The organism is Psychromonas ingrahamii 37, from assembly GCF_000015285.1.
Classification (GTDB): domain Bacteria; phylum Pseudomonadota; class Gammaproteobacteria; order Enterobacterales; family Psychromonadaceae; genus Psychromonas; species Psychromonas ingrahamii.
The window spans coordinates 3,116,914-3,136,564 of record NC_008709.1; the positions used below are offsets into that span (position 1 = coordinate 3,116,914).

15 protein-coding genes and 3 tRNA genes are annotated in these 19,651 nt (G+C 39.6%); 9 read left to right on the forward strand and 9 right to left on the reverse strand.

The genetic code is table 11. The annotated features are described in order from the left end of the window. Positions 1–440: 440 nt before the first annotated feature. The gene (locus PING_RS13125; protein ID WP_011770830.1) at positions 441–3,461 is read left to right on the forward strand and encodes a chemotaxis protein CheB; all 3,021 of its coding nucleotides are present in this window, start codon (positions 441–443) and stop codon (positions 3,459–3,461) included. Continuing rightward, positions 3,458–4,696 carry a GGDEF domain-containing protein gene (locus PING_RS13130; RefSeq protein ID WP_011770831.1) on the forward strand — a complete coding sequence of 413 codons (1,239 nt, stop codon included), beginning with the start codon at positions 3,458–3,460 and terminating at the stop codon, positions 4,694–4,696. The genes PING_RS13125 and PING_RS13130 overlap by 4 nt, the downstream gene beginning before the upstream one ends. Before the next feature lie 460 nt (positions 4,697–5,156). On the opposite strand, the gene PING_RS13135 is transcribed toward PING_RS13130, so the two are convergent. From PING_RS13135 to PING_RS13145, 3 genes are all read right to left on the reverse strand, one after another. Next, a tRNA-Pro gene (locus PING_RS13135) sits at positions 5,157–5,233 on the reverse strand. A 160-nt stretch (positions 5,234–5,393) separates the two neighbouring features. Then, a tRNA-Leu gene (locus PING_RS13140) sits at positions 5,394–5,478 on the reverse strand. Positions 5,479–5,508: 30 nt separating this feature from the next. Next, a tRNA-His gene (locus tag PING_RS13145) sits at positions 5,509–5,584 on the reverse strand. 1,188 nt (positions 5,585–6,772) lie between these two features. On the opposite strand from PING_RS13145, the gene PING_RS13155 reads away from it, so the two are divergent. Continuing rightward, positions 6,773–7,735 carry a coiled-coil domain-containing protein gene (locus PING_RS13155; protein ID WP_041766488.1) on the forward strand — a complete coding sequence of 321 codons (963 nt, stop codon included), beginning with the start codon at positions 6,773–6,775 and terminating at the stop codon, positions 7,733–7,735. 229 nt (positions 7,736–7,964) lie between these two features. Here PING_RS13155 and PING_RS13160 read toward each other — a convergent pair whose 3' ends face one another. Then, on the reverse strand, positions 7,965–8,228 hold the full coding sequence (locus PING_RS13160; protein ID WP_011770834.1) for a helix-turn-helix domain-containing protein: 264 nt from the start codon (positions 8,226–8,228) through the stop codon (positions 7,965–7,967). Positions 8,229–8,384: 156 nt separating this feature from the next. Between PING_RS13160 and PING_RS13165 the strand changes: the two genes are divergently transcribed. From PING_RS13165 to PING_RS21885, 3 genes are all read left to right on the forward strand, one after another. Then, on the forward strand, positions 8,385–8,954 hold the full coding sequence (locus PING_RS13165; RefSeq protein ID WP_011770835.1) for a hypothetical protein: 570 nt from the start codon (positions 8,385–8,387) through the stop codon (positions 8,952–8,954). Next, a complete protein-coding gene (locus PING_RS13170; RefSeq protein WP_011770836.1) occupies positions 8,948–10,345 on the forward strand; it encodes a DEAD/DEAH box helicase in 1,398 nt (465 codons plus the stop codon). The genes PING_RS13165 and PING_RS13170 overlap by 7 nt, the downstream gene beginning before the upstream one ends. A gap of 89 nt (positions 10,346–10,434) precedes the next feature. Next, positions 10,435–10,539 carry a DUF4113 domain-containing protein gene (locus tag PING_RS21885; protein WP_083761768.1) on the forward strand — a complete coding sequence of 35 codons (105 nt, stop codon included), beginning with the start codon at positions 10,435–10,437 and terminating at the stop codon, positions 10,537–10,539. Between the two features lie 106 nt (positions 10,540–10,645). Here the strand turns inward: PING_RS21885 and PING_RS13175 are convergent, their stop codons facing one another. Continuing rightward, complete coding sequence (locus PING_RS13175; protein ID WP_011770837.1) at positions 10,646–10,900, reverse strand: hypothetical protein; 255 nt, start codon at positions 10,898–10,900, stop codon at positions 10,646–10,648. Between the two features lie 893 nt (positions 10,901–11,793). Here PING_RS13175 and PING_RS13180 point away from each other — a divergent pair. Further along, positions 11,794–12,306 carry a hypothetical protein gene (locus PING_RS13180; RefSeq protein WP_011768827.1) on the forward strand — a complete coding sequence of 171 codons (513 nt, stop codon included), beginning with the start codon at positions 11,794–11,796 and terminating at the stop codon, positions 12,304–12,306. An 81-nt stretch (positions 12,307–12,387) separates the two neighbouring features. On the opposite strand, the gene PING_RS13185 is transcribed toward PING_RS13180, so the two are convergent. Further along, positions 12,388–13,329: a hypothetical protein gene (locus tag PING_RS13185; protein WP_011768828.1), complete on the reverse strand. Its 942-nt coding sequence runs from the start codon at positions 13,327–13,329 to the stop codon at positions 12,388–12,390. An 817-nt stretch (positions 13,330–14,146) separates the two neighbouring features. On the opposite strand from PING_RS13185, the gene PING_RS13190 reads away from it, so the two are divergent. After that, a complete protein-coding gene (locus PING_RS13190) occupies positions 14,147–14,548 on the forward strand; it encodes a hypothetical protein (protein WP_049752987.1) in 402 nt (133 codons plus the stop codon). After that, a complete protein-coding gene (locus tag PING_RS13195) occupies positions 14,541–14,858 on the forward strand; it encodes a hypothetical protein (RefSeq protein WP_041766490.1) in 318 nt (105 codons plus the stop codon). The genes PING_RS13190 and PING_RS13195 overlap by 8 nt, the downstream gene beginning before the upstream one ends. 797 nt (positions 14,859–15,655) lie before the next feature. Here the strand turns inward: PING_RS13195 and PING_RS13200 are convergent. The 3 genes from PING_RS13200 to PING_RS13205 form a co-directional block, all read right to left on the reverse strand. Continuing rightward, positions 15,656–16,879 (reverse strand): hypothetical protein, encoded by a 1,224-nt coding sequence (locus tag PING_RS13200; protein ID WP_011770839.1) that lies wholly within the window; start codon positions 16,877–16,879, stop codon positions 15,656–15,658. Between the two features lie 729 nt (positions 16,880–17,608). Beyond that, entirely contained in the window at positions 17,609–17,725 is a 117-nt protein-coding gene (locus PING_RS21890) for a helix-turn-helix domain-containing protein (protein WP_408635127.1), read from the reverse strand. Between the two features lie 693 nt (positions 17,726–18,418). Beyond that, positions 18,419–19,462, reverse strand: a complete 1,044-nt coding sequence (locus PING_RS13205) for a hypothetical protein (RefSeq protein ID WP_157035370.1) — start codon at positions 19,460–19,462, stop codon at positions 18,419–18,421. Positions 19,463–19,651: the final 189 nt, after the last annotated feature.

Consider the following 19,651-nt stretch of genomic DNA (forward strand, 5'->3'; position numbering starts at 1 on the left):
TAACGGCTAACGGCCCTATAACCTTAGCGCCTTCAGCCTTATAGCCTTCAAGCCTTCAAGCCTTCAAGCCTTCAAGCCTTAGTATAGTAGTATTCCAAAATTGCTTGAATCAACATTTTTCTTCAGCCTCTACTACCGTCAATAACCAGCCATTGAGAATCGGGCTTTGAGATTCGAGCTGTAGGCTGCGGGCTTCGAGCTAACAGCTAACGGCTGAAGGCTGAAGGCTGAAGGCTGAAGGCTGAAGGCTGATAGCCTTCCCACTTTCCAGCATTCTGTTGCTACAAATATTAGCGATAATTCTAACCTATGCCTACACTAGAAATACATTTAATTGACAATAAAATTATTTGAAAAAACAATGTCTAACCTAAAAACACCAAAATAGTAACTAGCATTGACGGAATATATTATCTAGCAAATTAAATAGGAAGGTCAGTGTGAAGAAAAAAACCAATATCACCAGCGCCACATCAAGTCAGCAAGCAAAGCCAACAACAAAAAAAGGAAAAAGTGAAAAATTTGCAGTGGTCGGGATTGGTGCTTCCGCTGGCGGACTCGCTGCATTTGAAGACTTTTTTTCAGGCATGCCAAAAGAGTTAAAGACAGGCTTCGCTTTTGTTTTAGTACAGCATCTCGCCCCGGATCACAAAAGCATGCTCACTGAAATAATTCAACGTTATACAAGCATGCAGGTTTTCGAGGTAACAGATGGCATGAAAGTGCAACCTAACTGCACATACATTATACCGCCCAAGTATGATATGGCTTTTGCAAAGGGAGAGTTGCATTTATCTGAGCCAATAAAGCCTCGGGGGCAACGTTTTACTATCGATTTCTTTTTCAAATCACTTGCCAAGGATCAACTCGAGCACGCCATTGGCATTATACTCTCCGGCACCGGCAGTGACGGCACGTTAGGCATAAAAGCGATCAGAGACTCAGATGGCATGGTCATGGTACAGCAGCCAGACACGGCAGAATATGATGGTATGCCGCGCAGCGCTATCGCCACAGGTCTGGTCGATTATGAACTGGCCCCCAGCCTCATGCCCGCCGAACTTATCGACTATGTTTGCCATAATTTTAGCAAGGCTCTGTCAGAAAATATCGAACTACAAGAGCCTGATAATGCCCTGGATCAAATATTTATGCTGTTATTAGATAAATCAGGTCATGACTTTTCTGAGTATAAATCAAGCTCTATAATACGCCGTATCGAGCGGCGCATGGCAGTACATAATCTCTCCTCACTAAACGATTATGTGTCTTGTTTACAGACAATCCCCTCTGAAGCGAATGCCTTATTTAACGATCTATTGATTGGAGTAACCCGTTTTTTCCGAGATTTACCCGCTTTTAAAATTCTGGAAGAACAAATAATACCTAAATTATTAGCGGAAGCAGCTGACACTGATTTTATTCGTATCTGGGTACCAGGCTGCTCCTCTGGCGAGGAAGCCTATTCAATCGCTATCATATTGAAAGAAAAGATGAAGTTACTTAAACAGCGCGTTAATGTGCAGATATTTGCGACGGATATCAGCTCCAAGGCGATTGCCGCAGCACGTTATGGCCATTATCCAGTCAGTATCAACGAAGATCTCTCTCAAACACGAGTCAAAAATTTCTTTAACTTTGACACAGAGAGCCAACAGTTTCGTATTCATAAAGAAATCCGCGATATGGTGGTATTTTCTGAGCACGACGTAATCTTAGATCCGCCCTTTTCCAAACTCGATTTAATCAGTTGTCGCAATGTCCTTATTTATATGGACATTAGTTTACAAAAAAAAATCCTGTCTTTGTTTCATTACGCGCTAAAAAGTGATGGCATATTATTTCTGGGTAGCTCTGAGAACGTGACCGGCTATACAACGTTATTTTCAGTCTTAGACAGTAAAACTAAACTTTATCGAAAAAAAGATTATCTTCGTTATCAACAGCCGTTAGCTTTTGGCTGCTCTAAATTACTGGCGCTAACGGATAAAGAATATAAAGCAATGCGAGCACCGTTACATACACCAGCACCTGTACGCAAGATACGTTCATTGCGAGAAATCACTGAGCAGGCCATTTTGCAACACCTCCCCCTAAGTGGCGCACTGATCAATGATCTGGGCGATATTCTCTATTTGCATGGCCGCACCGGTCAATATCTAGAGCCTGTATCAGGAGATGCTAGCGCTTATAATATATTAAAAATGGCCCGCAGAGGACTGCAATTTGACTTAACCATGGCACTGTCCAAAGTGCGAAAAAAACCAGACACAGTACATCACTCGGCGTTGCAGGTTAAAAATAATGAACACTACTTAGGCGTGGATCTGACCCTGTTGGCTGTTACTGCCACGCCGGATATCCCGTCCACAACGCCTGTTTTTTTAGTCCTGTTTGAACCCTGCCAACCAACGCCGGCTTCGCAGGATCACAAAGCAGAAAGCATCACCACCACTACCGATCTCAGCGCTGATAATGCTGAGCAAAATAACGAGATCCGCAGACTAAAACAACAGTTGCGCATTAAAGATGAATATCTTCAGAGCATCAATGAGTCCCTTGAAGCCTCCAATCAGGAGCTCAAATCATCCAATGAAGAAATGCAGTCAATAAATGAAGAATTGCAATCAAGCAACGAAGAGCTGGAAACGTCCAAAGAAGAATTACAATCAACCAACGAAGAGCTCAATACAGTTAATAGTGAGCTGCAAGATAAATTACTCGATTTATACCGGCTCAATAATGATATGAATAATTTGCTGTCAGGCACAGGTATCGCCACTATTTTTGTCGACCTTAACTTAAAAATTATGCGCTTTACACCCGCAGCCACTAAAATCATTAACTTTATTGCAAGCGACATAGGTCGTCCTATCACCGACATACACTCCAACTTGATCAATGACACTGAGCTAATCACTGATGTACGGCAAGTACTCAATACCTTGATCCCTAAATCGAGGGAAGTCGAGACCAAACTCGGTCACTGGTATACGATGCAGCTGTTAGCCTATCGCACCATAGACAACGCCATTGAAGGCTGTGTCATCACCTTTAGCGATATCACCGAGATCCGTCACGAACGCGAGTTAATACGTGAAAAGCTAAATTTAGTGCACTTAGGTTCCCTAATGCACGATGCACGTGATGCTTTTATAATGCAAGATCTCGATGGTCGTATTTTAGCCTGGAACAACGGTGCAGTTCGCTTATACGGCTGGACAGAGCAACAAGCGCTCACCATGAATATTAGCCAGCACATTCCCTCAGATCAGCAAGAGCAGGCGTCACTGATGATAGCCAAACTTAATCAGGTCAGTCAATCTTATCAAAGCCAACGTTTACATAAAAACGGATCGCTCCTTGATGTCTCTGTCACCGCCACCGCACTGGTTAATGAATCCGACAATATGTATGCCGTAGTGAATATGGAACGTCCATTAGAAGGTCAAAAATTATGAGCAAGAAAAAACACATTGCTAGCAAAAAGCTTTCTTTAAGTAAGGAAAATAAACTACTGCGTGAGAAGGCTGAACTCATCGCGAGCAAAAAAATGGCGGCGCAGCCGGTGGATATCACCCGATTGAGTAGTGAGCAAATTGAGGGACTGCTCCATGAGTTGAGCGTATTTCAGATAGAACTGGAGATACAAAATGAAAATTTGCTGACCGCCTATGAACAGCTGGAAGTTTCACGTAAACGTTATATTCAGCTTTACAATTTAGCGCCTGTGGGATATTTTTCGCTGACCAAAAATGGCATTATACTCGAAGCTAACAACACCGGTAGCGAGTTATTAGCTTGCACTGTCTCCATCCTGCTACAATTACCCTTTGCTAAATTTATCTACCACGAAGACACCGATAAGTTTTACCTTTTTTGTAAAGAGATTATGAACACGCAGCAACCGCAGGTTTGTGAACTAAAAATTAATCGCCACGACAACACCTCATTTTGGGGCTATCTGGTGGCGGCTTCAACCGTTGACGAACACGGTGAGCAGATCCTTTTTTTAGTCTTAAATGATACGACTGAGCGACACAATCATGTTGATGAAATTAGCCGGCTGGCCTTTTTTGATCCGCTCACTGGCCTGCCCAATCGGCGTTTATTGTTGGACAGACTTAACCACGCCGTTATATCAACCGATCGTAATGGAAAATTAGGGGCAGTAATGATGCTTGATCTGGACAACTTCAAGCAGCTCAATGATACAAAGGGGCACGCCGACGGCGATATGTTATTGCAGCAGATAGCCATCCGGCTGCAGAAATGTGTGCGCAAAAATGACAGCTTGGCCCGTTTAGGGGGGGATGAATTTGTGGTCTTGCTGGAGGGGCTAAGCGAAAATACAGTAGAGGCGAACAGCGAAGCTATGCATATAGCAAAGAAAATACAGCACGAATTTTCACTCCCATTTATATTCTGTGATTACACTCACTACATTACGGCGAGCATAGGCATAACAATATTTATGCAAAAAACAGAAAATGTAGACAACTTACTCAAAAATGCCGATGTGGCTATGTATAAGGCAAAGGCGGCGGGACGTAATAAAATATGTTTTTTTGAAGCCCCTATGCAGACAATAACAGAGTCACATTCTCACATAGAAAAAGATCGGCATTACGCTCAGGAAGATAAAAAAATTCGTGCAGCATTACCAGATTCAATAGAGAAAAATAACGCGAGGTAAAAACCCTGATCCGTTGGCATCATCCCTTGCTCAGTCTATTAACACCAGAATATTTACTCGCTTACTTTGACTGTAATAGCGACCAGAGCTGCTATTTCTGGTTGCGCTAAACTGAAAATAGCAGCTCTGGAAATAATAGTTATTTAGAATGACGACATCACTTATTTGATATTTTGTATTATTCACAACCAGCTTTCTAACTGCTAAAGATATAAATTTTGAATGAAAAAAACCGCAACAAGTGCGGTTTCTTTAAATGTGGTTGGTGATAGACGGAGCAGCGAATAAGCGGCAGCTTAGTGTCTGAGCAGTCTTGTAAAGCGGCAGCTTGGTGTCTGAGCAGTCTTGTAAAGCGGCAGCTTGGTGTCTGAGCAATATTTTATAGCAAACTAATGATTCTGACCCGTTGTCATAAAAAATAGGCGAAAAAAAACCGCTACGAGAGCGGTTTCTTTTAATGTGGTCGGTGATAGAGGATTTGAACCTCTGACCCCTACTCCCCCAGAGTAGTGCGCTACCAAGCTGCGCTAATCACCGATAATCTTTTCTATAGAAAAAGCCTGTAACAGGTTAATATCACGGGCTATTTTAATTTTTCGGTGATATTAAATCAAACCATTATCCAACACTTTATAAACCGGGGAGATTTACTTAAATTGGATTAATCACCGTATTATCTTATTTGTGTCTGTTTAAGTGGTGCGGAATGAGAGACTTGAACTCTCACACCCTTCGATACTAGAACCTAAATCTAGCGCGTCTACCAATTCCGCCAATTCCGCAACTATTTAAACATTTTAATAAAGTAAAAATGGGGCGAATGACGGGGATTGAACCCGCGACAACCGGAATCACAATCCGGGGCTCTACCAACTGAGCTACATCCGCCACTAAACTTTTATAAATGGTGTTCTGTGCAGGACTTGAACCTTTATATTCAGTTAAAGTTATTTTTTTCACCCAGTGAGTGAGTAACGACCCTGAAATAAATGACAAAACAACATGTAAATGCACTAATCATAGGGCATTGAAGCCGTTTTGATTAAGTGTGCGCATTATAAACATGGTGCTATTAGACGTCAATAGTATTTGTAAATTAAATGTATAATAAATTTCAATGAATAGTTCACAATAGTTCACAATAAAGTTATGTGACAAATCTTGATAACCAAAATAATAAGATCGATGTTGAAAGTGATATAAAAAGCTTATATTTTAAGTTAAAAGTCAGCTTACGAGAACTTAGCTCAACTTACTTTTTTTAACCTAGCCTAATTGTTTCCATCAAAATATAACTGAGGAAACAAGATGCAAAATCTCGATGGGATGATCGCTCACTTTTTTCTCCTAAAAAACTAACTCAAAATGTAAGTAAAACCCGATTTTATTTAGATTTAGATATCGGAATGAATACATGGTATTTAGCTGCATTTAAAGAGGAAATTTTGCGGACGATCCTACTCATCATTAAGCCATAAAGAAATAAAATATATTGCTAATAAAATGATAAAAAAATATGGTATCACCATTTATTTCTAAAAAAGCTGTAGATACTTGGATTAAGAACCCAATACCGTCAATGAGTGAGCCAGACAAACAAGTATCATCTTTTACAAATATTGATAGATATGATCTTGATCATCAAGCGAACCTATACGGAAAAGGCTCTTTACACGCGATTGACAGATTTTTCATGCAAATTAGACCAGAGTTAATATGTTTGAAAGGCCCTTCCACTCGGGCTCAAATCAAGGCCGAATGTGGAATGGTTACAGGCCAGATGTCGAGATTGAACTGGTTGGGCCACGCTACCTACTCCAGCGAGCTATCGAGCGCGAAGCTGCAAGCTCTCTACGCGATACGTTCTTACATACATTATTATCTTCTTAGAACTTTTAAATAAGTGGCTAAATTAACTTGGCTACTTCACTTCAAAAACATGAGATCAAGCCCAATTTACACTTAAATAAAGATCACACATCCCATAACGAGCACCCTTATCTTTACATTTTACACTTTACGCTTTACGTTAATACTTACTGTAAACTGTAAACTGTAAACTTAAGGGGTATGAAATTGGCTAACGAAGACAAAAGAGAATTGGATAAACAAACCGTTATCTGGTCTGTGTGCAACCAGATGTTGATGGAAGACATTCCAACCTCTCGCATTACGGGCCGTAAAGTTGCCAGTCACGATGATGTGAAATGGTCACACACTACAGTCACCCCTTTGGTTAACGCATGGCATGAACAACGAGTTGACAAAGATCGGGAGGCAATTCGCCAAACACAGATGTCCCATGTATTCGTTAAGGCATTGAATCAAGAAGTTGAAGGTCGTGTGACTAAACGCCGTCAGATCGATGACGAGCAGATGAAAATGCTGCAAATAGAACTTGATGACATGCTAGAAATCAATTCCAAACTGGAATCAGAGCTAGCTACCACCAAACAACGCTTGGAGGAGAAAAGTGAAGAGGCTACTACGGCAAATACAGCGGCATATCAAGCGACCAAAGATAAAGAATTGAGCGAGAAGAAAAGCACTGAAGCTATGGAAAATCTTCAGGGGCAACTAGATGTTGCTATCAGTGATAGCAAGGATGATTTAGAGCAGCAGCAAACAAGATTTGATAATACAATAAGCCAGCTTAAAGATGAGCACAAAGAAGCTATCACCAAGCTATCCGAAAAACGAGATGACCTTACTGACCAGCTAACGGGGAAAACGGCCGAATGTGCCGAGGCTAACGTTAAGGCGAAGAAATATGAAGAGTTGACCGAAAATCTGGAAACCGAACGTAAAAACAACCGCACATTAACAAATAACAACATGCGTATGACGGCAGAGTTAGAAAGTAAGTCTCAAAGCCTAATTGATGCCACTGCAAGCATTGAGGACGGACGAAAACAACGTGACAAAGCGCAACAACAACTGGAACAAGTTACTCAAAAAATAACCGAGAAAGATGAGCAATTCCAAAAGTTATTAATTCTTTCTGTAAAGGCAGGTGTTAATCTTGAAATCACCCAATAAACTCAAACTTCCAACTAACCCCAAGTCTGAGTCAGTACATTAAAGATTGAAAATGTTTAGTTGTATTCTACTTTCCCTTGGAATTTGGAGGTATTAAAGCTTGAAACTTTAATGCCTCCAAATAATTATTTTAAGAGACTCAAAATCGTGCTGGTCTATTGGATAGGAAATAAAATACTGTTAATACCGACCTTATCTGATACTTCAGCCTGTCTTTGATTACCGGGTATCAGAATTCTGTTTTGTTCTCTAATAATTGAATCAGTTTACGTTTAGTCTCGTCATCAAGTTTATCAATCAAACATGCCAAGGTTGCATTTTCTTCTGTTTCACAAAAAAAATAATTCACCGGCACATCTAGCTCTTTTGCTAACTTTTTTAAAGTATCAAGATCGGGCATATGGCGGCCAGTCTCATAATGATTCATGCGACCACTCGCAGAGCTGGGATCTATCCCTATTTTAATGCCTAGATCTTTCTGACTTATTTTCATTCTGTTTCGAGCCTCTTTAAGACGCTCTGTAAAAAAGGATTTAACCTGCACTGGTATTTCATCTCAATAACTCTCACATAAAATTGATTGTCTAGTTTTTATAATGACCTGTATACTTAGGAATCCTAAGTTTAAGTTTGTTTATGAGGTATGGCAATGAGTCAGAAAGTTAATATGAATGTTTTTTTGCATGCTATTTTGGTGATAAAGCAAATGGATGACTTCTCTGTGATAGAAGCTAAAGACGCTCTATTGCGTGAACATGCTGAATTTACGGATTCAACAGAGGCTAGAAAATTTATCTACCGTCAATTATTACGTGGTGTAGATAAAGGACTATTAAAGCGAACAGACCTTGTTGATGACGGAATAAAAAATGTTTTATATTCAAAAACAGAGAAGTTCTTTGCCTCTACGATTGTTCCGATGAAACGGGGTGATAAACAAAAGAAAAGTTCTTCTCCAAAAATCATTAAGCAAGCGCCTAAAACCATCAATTACAAAGCCTTGCTGGAAAAAGAGCTGATGACTTATGAAATTGATTTAAACGCAAGCATTGAAGAAGCAAATGAATACAAGCGCCTTTCTAGTCGCTTTCCGGAATTAAAAGAAAAACTTCAGCAGCACCAACTGCAAACTAAAAATCAATCCGTCCAACTTCTTGGCAAGGTGCATGCGTTACAAAAATTACTGGGTTATACGGTCACGGGATATCAACCATGCTAAGAGCTTGGCAACAAGAATGTTTAACCACAGCACAAAAACATTATTTAGAAATCAGTAAACACTTTTTATGTTTAGCAACACCCGCTTCTGGGAAAACCGTATTAGCCGCTGAAGTTGCAGGGTATTTGTTTGATACAAAGCAAATAGATTTTGTTTTATGTTTCTCACCGTCGATTACTGTGGCTGAAGGTATTAAGAATGCCTTTGCACGTCGACTCAATTGTAATTTCGATGGTGTTATTGGCGCTATTGGTTGCTCATATACTTATCAGAACATGCGATTTTTTAACGAGGATAATTGGAAGATTATTAAGAATAATAGAGTGTTAGTGGTGTTTGATGAAATCCATCACTGCTCAGGCACATCTTTCGATGATGCGAACGCCTGGGGGCAGGATATAGTGCAACACATTCAAGAACAAGCCACATTCACTTTGGCGCTGACCGGGACTCCTTGGCGTTCAGATCTCATCCCAATTGCGCTTGCTAATTACAGCGACCCTGATAATAAAATTCAATGTGATTACACCTATTCATTGCAACAAGCCGTCGATGATAGCGTTTGCAGAAACCCTAAGATCGTTTTAATTGATAACGAAGAAATATCAGTGACGACTAAAGAGCAAGAAACCAAAGTCTTTAACTCACTGCGTGATTTATTAAAAGCACCTTTAATTTCTTATCAGGATTTAATCTGTCATGAGGTAGTTATTCAATATATCTTAGAAAAAGGCTGTAACAAACTCGCTGAGATTAGGCAGTCAAATTCAAATGCAGGCGGACTAATTGTTGCTTCATCGGTGGAACATGCACAGCAGATATTGAAAATGCTCACTGAACAGTTCCAGCAAACCGCCGTTATTGTGACTTATAAAGAGACCGATGCAGCTGAACGAATCAAGAATTTTCGTTTCTATAATACCGAGTGGATTGTCAGCGTTGGCATGGTTGCGGAAGGTACTGACATACCTCGATTACAGGTTTGCTGTCATTTAAGCCGGGTTAAAACTGAACTGTATTTCAGGCAAGTTTTAGGTCGAATTTTAAGAGTAAATGACGCTGTAAATCAGGAAGCTTGGTTGTTCACTTTTGCTGAAGAAAAGTTAAGTATATTTGCCCACCGAATAGATCAAGAATTACCTGATGCAGGTGTCTTAGTGCGCAGTAATGCCATTGCTAAGCAATTTGATATAACTACTGCTAATAAAAAATCAGCTTCATCTTCAACTGACTTGAAACCACCATTAATAATGTCATTATTCGATGACGGATCTTTCTCGGACAATTTAAACGATGCACCATCAGAAAATAAAAAAAACGATACTCCGGCTTACCTAAAGTCTTTTGGTGGCTTTAGAGAAAAACTGATTGAAGCGTTTAGCTCGATATAGTTGATAATTATTAAATCCTCTATGCCACTGGCTGCTAGCGAATAGAAAAGTGATAATATTAATCAAAGATACTGTACTAATAGCGGATTATGCGGCGACAATTTTTAACACCGCAATACACAACTAAGTGGCATGAGATAGCTGAGATATATTTGATCAGTATGGGTAAATACAAAAAACTACCGTCTAGGTAGCCTTTTGAAGTGTTATTTATGTGACGTTAAGAGTCTTGTTTTCAATACTCAGTTAACACCAAGCAACATTCTCTCAATTTAGGAGTATTATGAGATAAAACATACTTCACTCATCGTCCTCAATTCTATAAACCCCCAAAATATCGTTCAGGTAACCCTCAATTTTATCATATGTATCGTCGAAATATTCTTGCGCTGCTTCGGAGTAATCCGATCCATTTTCATCATCAAGGTAAGCGTCATCACCAAATCTCTCTTCCACAAATTTGTTGGCAGTTTCGCATAAGAACTCGATTACGTTAGAATTATCTAAAAAATGTTTTGTCATATCTGTATTTAGTTTGATTTGAGAAAAAGACAATATATTTATTTAGCATACGCAACTTGGATCGCCGTTATTAATTGAAAACTGCGCTTTTATAATTCCCTTCTTTTTCCAGTTTCTCAAATGACCGACCTAAAGTTGTCAGAAACACCAGAGGCTTCGGTTAAATTTGGAGAGTTCCATTCTTTTTGTCACCAACTGTGCGATAGCTTCCTCTCCGAGGCGAGCAAAATTAAAGTCTCTTACCAGCAAAATCATTGTGAATGTTCATGTGCTGCTTAAACTATTTCGCTGAGGCGCTTTCGCCCCCTTAGCGCCTCAGAAAGCTAAGGCGCTTTCGCCCCCTTAGCGACTTATAAAACTAAAAATAAATGCCCCAATTCACTTAGCCATGACTATGTTCGATTTCGGGAAAAAGCGAACGTCGGGATTCGGTGCTAAAAAAAACTTATGCAGCGAAGATCTGCTGTATAGGTTTGTGGTGAGTCCATTATACAATTTTTTTGTCTGGCTGCTCTTTCCAAATTTTCACAAAATTCCTGCCCAATAATCACCTAAATATAGCTTAATACAGTGCTATTTAGACCAGACCTGACCCTAAAATTCATTGTGAGTAAACAAAAATAAGAGAATTTTCTTAGTCATTTTTCTGATCTAATTGGCAAAAGAAACACCCCAATTCATGTTCAACCAATAGCAGATATTAATGAATAAAAAATCGTCAGTTACCAAACAAAGCTAACAAAACTTTACATAATACTAAATGGAAAAATTCAGAAGTCGAAACTATAATCTCATAAATTGATAATATTGGTTGCGGAGCAAGTTCATTTCTAGACCTTCTCAGGCAATCAAACATAATAACTCGAACAAGAAAAATCACCAGACGCATTAGGATATTGGGACGTTAGGCGAAAAGGAATAAATAAATGAATAACAAAATAGATAATAAATACACACGCATTAATCTGCCACCAATAATAAAAAATAATCCGGTTTTATTCACGCAAAGCCTAGAGATCAATAATCGGGTTGCATATCATATAATGCTAACACGTCGAAGGTCAGCTATTTATCATTGGCTTCACAGGATATTGGCATGGGGTGTGCCTATTTTATCTGCTTTTGTTACAGTCCTTTCAAGCGGGAATTTAGAAAGTGATTTCACTAAGGAAAGTGAAATCATTAATGTTGTATTTTACCTAAGTGCGGTAATGACAATACTTACTAGTATATATTCAACCGTACAGCCTTACGAAAGGAGAATACGTGCTATAAAATACGCGAATAAACTCTGGCATTTTCATACCGAGTTCCCTTTAGGCATGGAAAAATTAGGGAAGAGTATTAGTGATGAAACCAATGTTATAAAAGCATGTACGAAGTATCTTTGTGAAAAAAATGACGAGTTAACAATAATAATTAATGATTTCAATGGTTGAATCTATTAGATATTATGTGCTGCCCTTAGGATCTGGCTTGCGTTTTGCTATTTTAGGAAAAAGACAAGACCTCGATTATGATCATCTTGCCGATACCAAGGTGTCGCGTAGCGGCAATTGCAAGATATACGACAGAGGGTGAGTTTCTTTGTAGTCTATGAGATCACGTTTCTTCTCGACATAGTTAATTGCAATCTTACCAATCTCCAAGCCAGCTGCGGAGATCGCAACAGGAGTTAATGCCTGTAGTGGCAAGCCGGACAGTAAAGCTAAAGTACTTAGACCAGTCGTTGCGAGCAGTGACTTAGAGCTCAATAAAGTGGATAAAGTACTCGTGACAAGTTTAAAACCGTGCTTCTTGCAGACCTGTTGGTATTCATCAATCTGTCGCAGCAAGTCGTCTCTGATGAAATCTACCGACTTATTGCTATAGTTCTTGTACAGGAAAAGGAGAAGATTTCGCAATTTTTTGTCTGAGTCACTATCACTTTTTAGTTCTAGTATTTGCGGCCATTCCAATTTACTCGTATCGATTAAGTCTAGGTTGCTGAGAGTCAGTTGTACGACTTCATCATTACCGAGCCTTGCGAAAGACTGTTCTCTCGTGTCATCATCAAAGGTAGGAATGAGAAAGTGGCCCTTATCAACCATCCCGTTCCTCAGCACTAGCGACGTAACAAATTTACTATCTGCCCACGCTTCTTGACTAGATTTTACAACATTTGCAAAGACATTCTCCAGGTAATCTTTAGAATATCGAACGCTCATTGGCGCCTCCCTCCAAACGTGCCTAATGGTAGCAGTTTGAACCTCACTTGAGCGATCCTCCTCAATATCTACTGCTGACGTTGCACTAAACAATTCAGATAGTTTGTAGTCTGCGAAGTGAACGGGCTCTCTAAGGATATTGGGAACGTCACCACTCGAATGTGTCGGTACTAACTTGTCGAAATAAAGCGCAGCTTTCTTGTGATCACCTGTTGAAATAGCGACTGTCGTAGCCTGAGAATTTGTATATATCATTCATTCACTTCCTTTTATAGAGATACAATATACTGTTGACGCTCTAGTATCGTCCAGTGTTGACACGCTAGCAGCGTATTAGTGTATTAGTGTGCATTCTAACTAATACCTATTTAAAATTTTATTGATTATCAAAGATTAGACCTTAACAAGCATAAAAACAGCTAGATTGCATATATAATTGATCGTAAATTGACTTTCTATATTAGGGAAATGATGCATTTTTATTTATAAAGATCTCTATAAATGCAAACTGAAAAAAATTAATGTTTTATTTTCAATAAGCTAAACTATTAAGCATCTGCATCAAGTGTTCATTTAATATGCAATAAAAATGGTCAAATTCCCTAAGTGTGAATAGGATCGCGTCTTGCTTTTTAGTTGGCTACAAATTTGTAGGTTTGTAAGCCGTTATGGAGACGAAAGCACCTTAGCGAAATCGTTCAAGCAGTACATGAACATTCAAATCGACTTTGCAGGCAAGGGACTTTGATTTTGCTTTTGGAAGAAAACGATCGTAAATGGGGTAGTATAAACAGATTAATAGAGCAAAAACTCTAAGGCGCTATGTGCCCCCAAGCGCCTTACAAATTAAAAAATAGTGACCAAATTTATTTATCAATATTTAGCTTACCTCCGGGATGAAGCGATCGTGAATATTTTGAGATTGGTCAAACTGCTTTCGGCGCACTAACTACTCTCAATTATGCTGTAGGAATAATTAAACTTACAGTGTGTAAATAACACACACCTTGTATTTTACACTGTGGTGATTTGTGCTAATCTAAGCGTACACAAATCAACCAAAGGTGTTTACATGACTATTCGATCCTTAGACGACATGCACTCGTTAGAATTCATCCCTCACCCTTCATTCAAATCATTATTCCAAGAGGCAGATGCACAAAAAATTTGGGCTCTTCTTAAAGAGAGAGATAACGTAATTAGGGCTGAAACCGCCGTTTATCTCAACAAAGCTCCTGTTGAAGCTCTCACCCCCGAACTGCTTCGTTTAGACACTTTTTCAAAAGGTTGCAACAAGCAACGTACAGATCGATTAAAGCAACTCATAGGATCTTATGTTAGATATATTATGGAAGCACGTGGCTACGATATTGATGAAGAACGACGCCATAGGCTGAAAGCTGGTACAGAGAGTCAACCTAGCTTATTTAAAACATCAGCAGTATACGTAAAAAGGATTGAAAATAATGATTAACAATTACAAATGGACACCAGAAAGACTTAAATGCATGGGAGCTGATTTTTTATCTTCCGTAATTGTGAACATGGGATCGCCCATTTTAAAACCCAACGTTCGCTTCGGTGAATGCGGAACAGGTAAGTCTCCGAATTATGAGGTTAGTAAAAATTTAGGTGATTTATGGGGTGGAGTTAAAACAGAAATTTTTCATAGTAGAGGTCATAAGCCTTATACAAACCAAAAAGAGTATTTAGGTGAGCATTTATCTAAATCGTTCAGCTTGGATGATATGAACATTTTACTAAAAAGTACTACCTCTGCATAAATTAATAGCTAATTAGAGAAAAAACGTGGTGAAAGATTCACTAGCAATGAAGTTACCGAAACGCTCGATATTGGGAGAAAGCGAGCATAAATGGGATCATCTCAACAGATAATTGAGCAAAATTTCTAACTCACTTTGTGCCCCTTTGCGACTCAGAAAGCTAAGGCGCAAACGCCCCCATTGCGGCTTAGAGTAGATGCTAATTATTAAAAAACTGCAAAATGAAAAACTTGACCCCCAGCCCATTCGGTTGTCGCTACCTATTACTTAAAGGGCTTGGATGAGCAGATGGCAGGTGACAGCCATTATTTTTATCGCAGGTAAATGGATGACGTCATTATATTAGCCAAAACTCGCTGGCACTTACGCAAGGCCTTGAGAATAGTCAATCAGCACTTTAATGAATTAAAAATCGCGCAAGCGCCGGATAAAGACATTTATTGGTAAAATCAGTCGGGGGTTATTCCAGGCATCCTGCCTTTCACCCTGCGGGCCAGCTAAAGCTGTTCAAAATGACTCCCGGCAATTTTGTGAATTTCTCGGTTATCATTTTGATGGCAAACAATTAACCGTCGCAGCAAAGACGGTAGAAAAACACGTTGTGCATTACCGGCAGCTTTATGAGCAACTAAGAAAGAAAAAAGCCACCTCAGATGAGATGGCTTTAGCCTTAGGTCAGTATGTAAAACGTTGGCAGCGATAAGTCAAGGCTGGCATTGCAGCATGGGTTACCCCACAAAAACATGGGACGTACCATCCTGCATGGTCAAATTGCGGGTTGATGTTAATACCTAAAATCAGGGTAACCGGCTATTTATTTCATCTCTTAATGTACTTTCACATACGTCATATTCCACCGAATCCATACTAAAGCGTTCAATACGAATGCCGGCGGGGGAGGAACGTACAACACCGCGGTTACCGCCTGAGTCGTAAATTATCTCAAACCTAGTGTCAGCATCCAAATCAACAATCATTACATAATCCGTAAAATTGCGAGAGTTGAAATTTGGGGATACGTTAATTAAATCCGCCACACTCCAAAACGGGCATGTCGCCGGAGCAACTGGTATTAAACAGGCATCACCAATGGTAGAGACACTTATCGCCCCCGTAGCGTATAAATTCCCACATACGACATCGCTCGTGGCGCCATTTACCGCGCCATTCACATACGTTTCGCCCCTAAACTTAGACCCGGCCCCAAGATTGAGCGCACCGCCCAATATCCAGGTAACATTCGCACCATTTCCCAGCAATATTTCTGCCCCGGCGCCCAGGGTTATCGCCCCACTGGTAATGACCGTCACGTTCCCTTCTATGGTCAGTGTGGTATTAGCCTGCAGGTTGATCGCACTGTAATATTCCGTCGTCTCCCCGCCCTCAACGCCAATAGTGAGACCCGACAGGCCCGTATATGTTTCGACCTTGTTGACATCAACTGGATTAGCATGGAACTTATTGGTAATGGCCATCATCGCAGCTGTCATCTCAGCGGGACCTTTGATAAATCCTTGATCGATGTAATCATTCCCCGTAGCGTTATCCGTAGAACCCGCACCATAGGTGACTACCGTGTCATTGGTAGAGTACGCCGTCGCATTGGCGCCCAACGTGATGGCAGCGCCAGCTATGATATCGCCGACATTAGCAACAGCGCCAACTACCACGGCAGCACCTGCATTGACGTCCCCAGCGGTGGCATTCGCCCCAATGCCCGCGGCTGCGCCAGCTTTGATTTGGTTAACTTTTGACCCAGCACCGGTGGTAACCGCAGCGCCAGCATAAATATCATTTACAGTAGTATTGGCACCGATAACAACGGCCGCTTGTGCAGCGAGATGACCGCCAACATTGGGAGCAGTCGACAATTCGGGTTGGGCGGCTATATTCACCGCAGCTTTCGATATTGCAGAATACGAGCGCAATTGAGCATCAGTAATTGTGCCACCTGCATTTGCTAAACCAGCAACGGACAAAGCCAAAGCGGTTAAGCAGGTTTTTAATAATATATTTTTCATTATTTACTTCCATTTAATATAATGTGAGATACCCCATCATGAGGTGACTGTATTTGTGAGGTAAGGACCTCCAATTAATCAACACTCATTACGTGAAGTGACTGATAATATGATTTTCTGAAGAGGCGACTTGTTATATCCTCATACTATATTTCATACCACATTGCTTAACATACTTTATACCAATAATAAATACCAGATTTAAAAAATGTATCAGTTGATTTTTCACATTTAATATGGGTGAATAAATAAAATAACTGGACACATACAATGGGATAAAAACCGGTAAATACCGAGCTGTAGGCGGATTTTACCCTTTAAAACCCGTCAAAATGTGTAAAAAACCTGACATGTCTTATTTTGGCTAAAAGTAGATGTAATAAGCAGGTCAAATATGTGCGCCATCTCCGTGCTCAGTCATTACTTGATTGGCCGTGGTTTAAATAATGCAGATAAAGGGAAGCGTTTGATGGCATGTCAGCAATGATGTTGACCGCCTGGTATTCGCGAGCTTGAAGCAGACCTTAGGAATAATAAGTTGCTAGCCCCCGCGAAGCGCACTAGAGACATTATAATCAACTGACTAGCATTAAATTCGAATTAAGTTTTGTATCGATAACACCTTGCTCACCGGAGAATGTGCAGCGCAGCGAGTGGTCTATATTTGGTGAGGCTTCTACCATTCATTCTCTAGGGCATTGATATAAAATAGGTATTATTAGAATGATTCTATGCTAAAGCGTTATAGACAGTAGTACGGGAACAATCCAACGTATTAGCTATTTGCATCTTATTGATGCCCTGTGATGATAAATTTTTAATTTTTTCGTGTAAATCTTGATTCACCGGCCTGCCATTGTACTTGCCTTTTTGTTTTGCCAATACAATACAATACCTTCACGTTGACGTTGACGTTCCAACATCATTGAACGCTCAGAAAAAAGGCTGGACACCCATACCTTATATTCTTTTCAAGAATGAGATTAAAATAATTATCATACTCTAATCAATTAAAAATTAATATTGCAGCGCATACCCGCAACAAAAAACGGATATATAAGTTAATATCAGTTGTTCAAATTGATATAAAAGAATAAAAGAATAAAAGGCTAAGGCGCTTTGTGCCCCAAACCGAGCTAGAAAGTTAAGTCGCAAACGCCCCCATTGCGACTTACAAAGCTAAAAATCTGTGTTCACTATTATGCTCACTTCCGGGAATATCCGGGCGTCATCTTGTTTGAGTATAAATAATATAAAATTCATTTGATGTACTTAAATATGGCGCTGTTGTAGTTAACTGTTGTCAGCTTTATTGTATTCACCTAACTCATTATAAATTTTGTTTTTTATAATGCGTTGTAATTTAAAGAAATATAACTGTGACAACAGTTAACTACAACAGCGCCTTAAATATTCATCCAACCTATTACAGTTAAATGGGTTTTACCCCAAAAGTGTTACAGCAAAAGCATCCTGCTTGGCGTTTTCCTTACCAAAAAAATGGAAAAGCACCAAGCAATGCCTCTGTATACATGCAAGCTATATCTGTTTACTAGCACTAATTTTTGGACTCGCATCCATCAGTATAATATCAGGATAATTTTCACCTTGTTTCTTACCGTTTTCAATGAAATGAAGCAACTGACGGTATGAGCTTTTCGAATCACCAGAGTCAATAACGACATATATACCTTTGTCTATTTTTTCACTCATTAGGTACTGCTGAAGCTGCTTTGTGTAGCCTTCAAGTGCCTTTGAGCTGTTAGATCGTTTAAGCTCGACGCAGACTTTCGAATTGCTGCCTTGAGAGAACTTAAAATCAACCGTTCCGCTACCAACGCATGTCTCTGCTGACATATCAACGCCAAATAGTTCACTGACTCGACCAAGAACAGCAGCGAATACTTTTTGAAAGTGCTTCTCTGGCTCTTTGTTCAAACTCTTCCAAAGTCCTTTTTCTTCAACCTGATGCTTGAAAGATTCAATCTCAACCAAGAGCCAACTGTATAGCTCATCTTCGTCCATTTTTAGCTGAAAGTATGAATTTTTACGACCCATAAGAAAGCCAAAGTTATCGTCAATAAGATTCAAATGACTTTGGATACCGATAAAATTCTTAGCTTCGATTCTTCTTGCGATCTGCTCTCCAACTTCAAATAGATGGTCAAATAACAACCACGAGCTAAAAACCCCATGGTCAGTTTCACCACTAAACTCATAGTCTGGGATTCCTATCTCTTCAACAGACCCCTCTTCACCGTAGACTTTGAAAGGATTTAATATCCTATCACTCGCATATGATTTCCTATCTTGGGTGAAGTGATATCTGAGCTTCTTCGCTAGAAACACATAGAAACTAGGTATATCTTTCTCTTCTACTTGGAAATTACCATATGGTAACGACTTGAGGTTGTAATTATGGTATCTGTCATTGCTAGTGGCTCTATCGTATTCAAGAAAAACAGCCTTAGCTTGAGAAGATTGAGGATGTGTCAAAGGGGAGGTGTACTTGAAGATATGGTTTCGCTCATCAATGATAGATGACTCGATATACATTTTGAGTTTTTCAAGTTCTCCAGTCATACCTAAACTATTCCATATCATTTAATTATTTCTTGATTATACATATTATTTTCAATAAGTTAACAATCTAAAAATAAAAAAATCAGTTTAAATTATTTAAATATTGACAATATTTTAATAATTTAGTTCTTTTTATGGTCACCCATGTTCATATGGGATAATCTGTAATATTTTGTGATCTTCTTATAT

Excerpts from the sequence above, each read along its gene's own strand:
- PING_RS13130 (WP_011770831.1), top strand. The coding sequence starts at position 3,458 with ATGAGCAAGAAAAAACACATTGCTAGCAAAAAGCTTTCTTTAAGTAAG.
- PING_RS13160 (WP_011770834.1), bottom strand. The coding sequence starts at position 8,228 with ATGAAAATAAGTCAGAAAGATCTAGGCATTAAAATAGGGATAGATCCC.
- PING_RS13165 (WP_011770835.1), top strand. The coding sequence starts at position 8,385 with ATGAGTCAGAAAGTTAATATGAATGTTTTTTTGCATGCTATTTTGGTG.
- PING_RS13170 (WP_011770836.1), top strand. The coding sequence starts at position 8,948 with ATGCTAAGAGCTTGGCAACAAGAATGTTTAACCACAGCACAAAAACAT.
- PING_RS21885 (WP_083761768.1), top strand. The coding sequence starts at position 10,435 with ATGCGGCGACAATTTTTAACACCGCAATACACAACTAAGTGGCATGAG.
- PING_RS13180 (WP_011768827.1), top strand. The coding sequence starts at position 11,794 with ATGAATAACAAAATAGATAATAAATACACACGCATTAATCTGCCACCA.
- PING_RS13185 (WP_011768828.1), bottom strand. The coding sequence starts at position 13,329 with ATGATATATACAAATTCTCAGGCTACGACAGTCGCTATTTCAACAGGT.
- PING_RS13190 (WP_049752987.1), top strand. The coding sequence starts at position 14,147 with ATGACTATTCGATCCTTAGACGACATGCACTCGTTAGAATTCATCCCT.
- PING_RS13195 (WP_041766490.1), top strand. The coding sequence starts at position 14,541 with ATGATTAACAATTACAAATGGACACCAGAAAGACTTAAATGCATGGGA.
- PING_RS13200 (WP_011770839.1), bottom strand. The coding sequence starts at position 16,879 with ATGAAAAATATATTATTAAAAACCTGCTTAACCGCTTTGGCTTTGTCC.
- PING_RS13205 (WP_157035370.1), bottom strand. The coding sequence starts at position 19,462 with ATGACTGGAGAACTTGAAAAACTCAAAATGTATATCGAGTCATCTATC.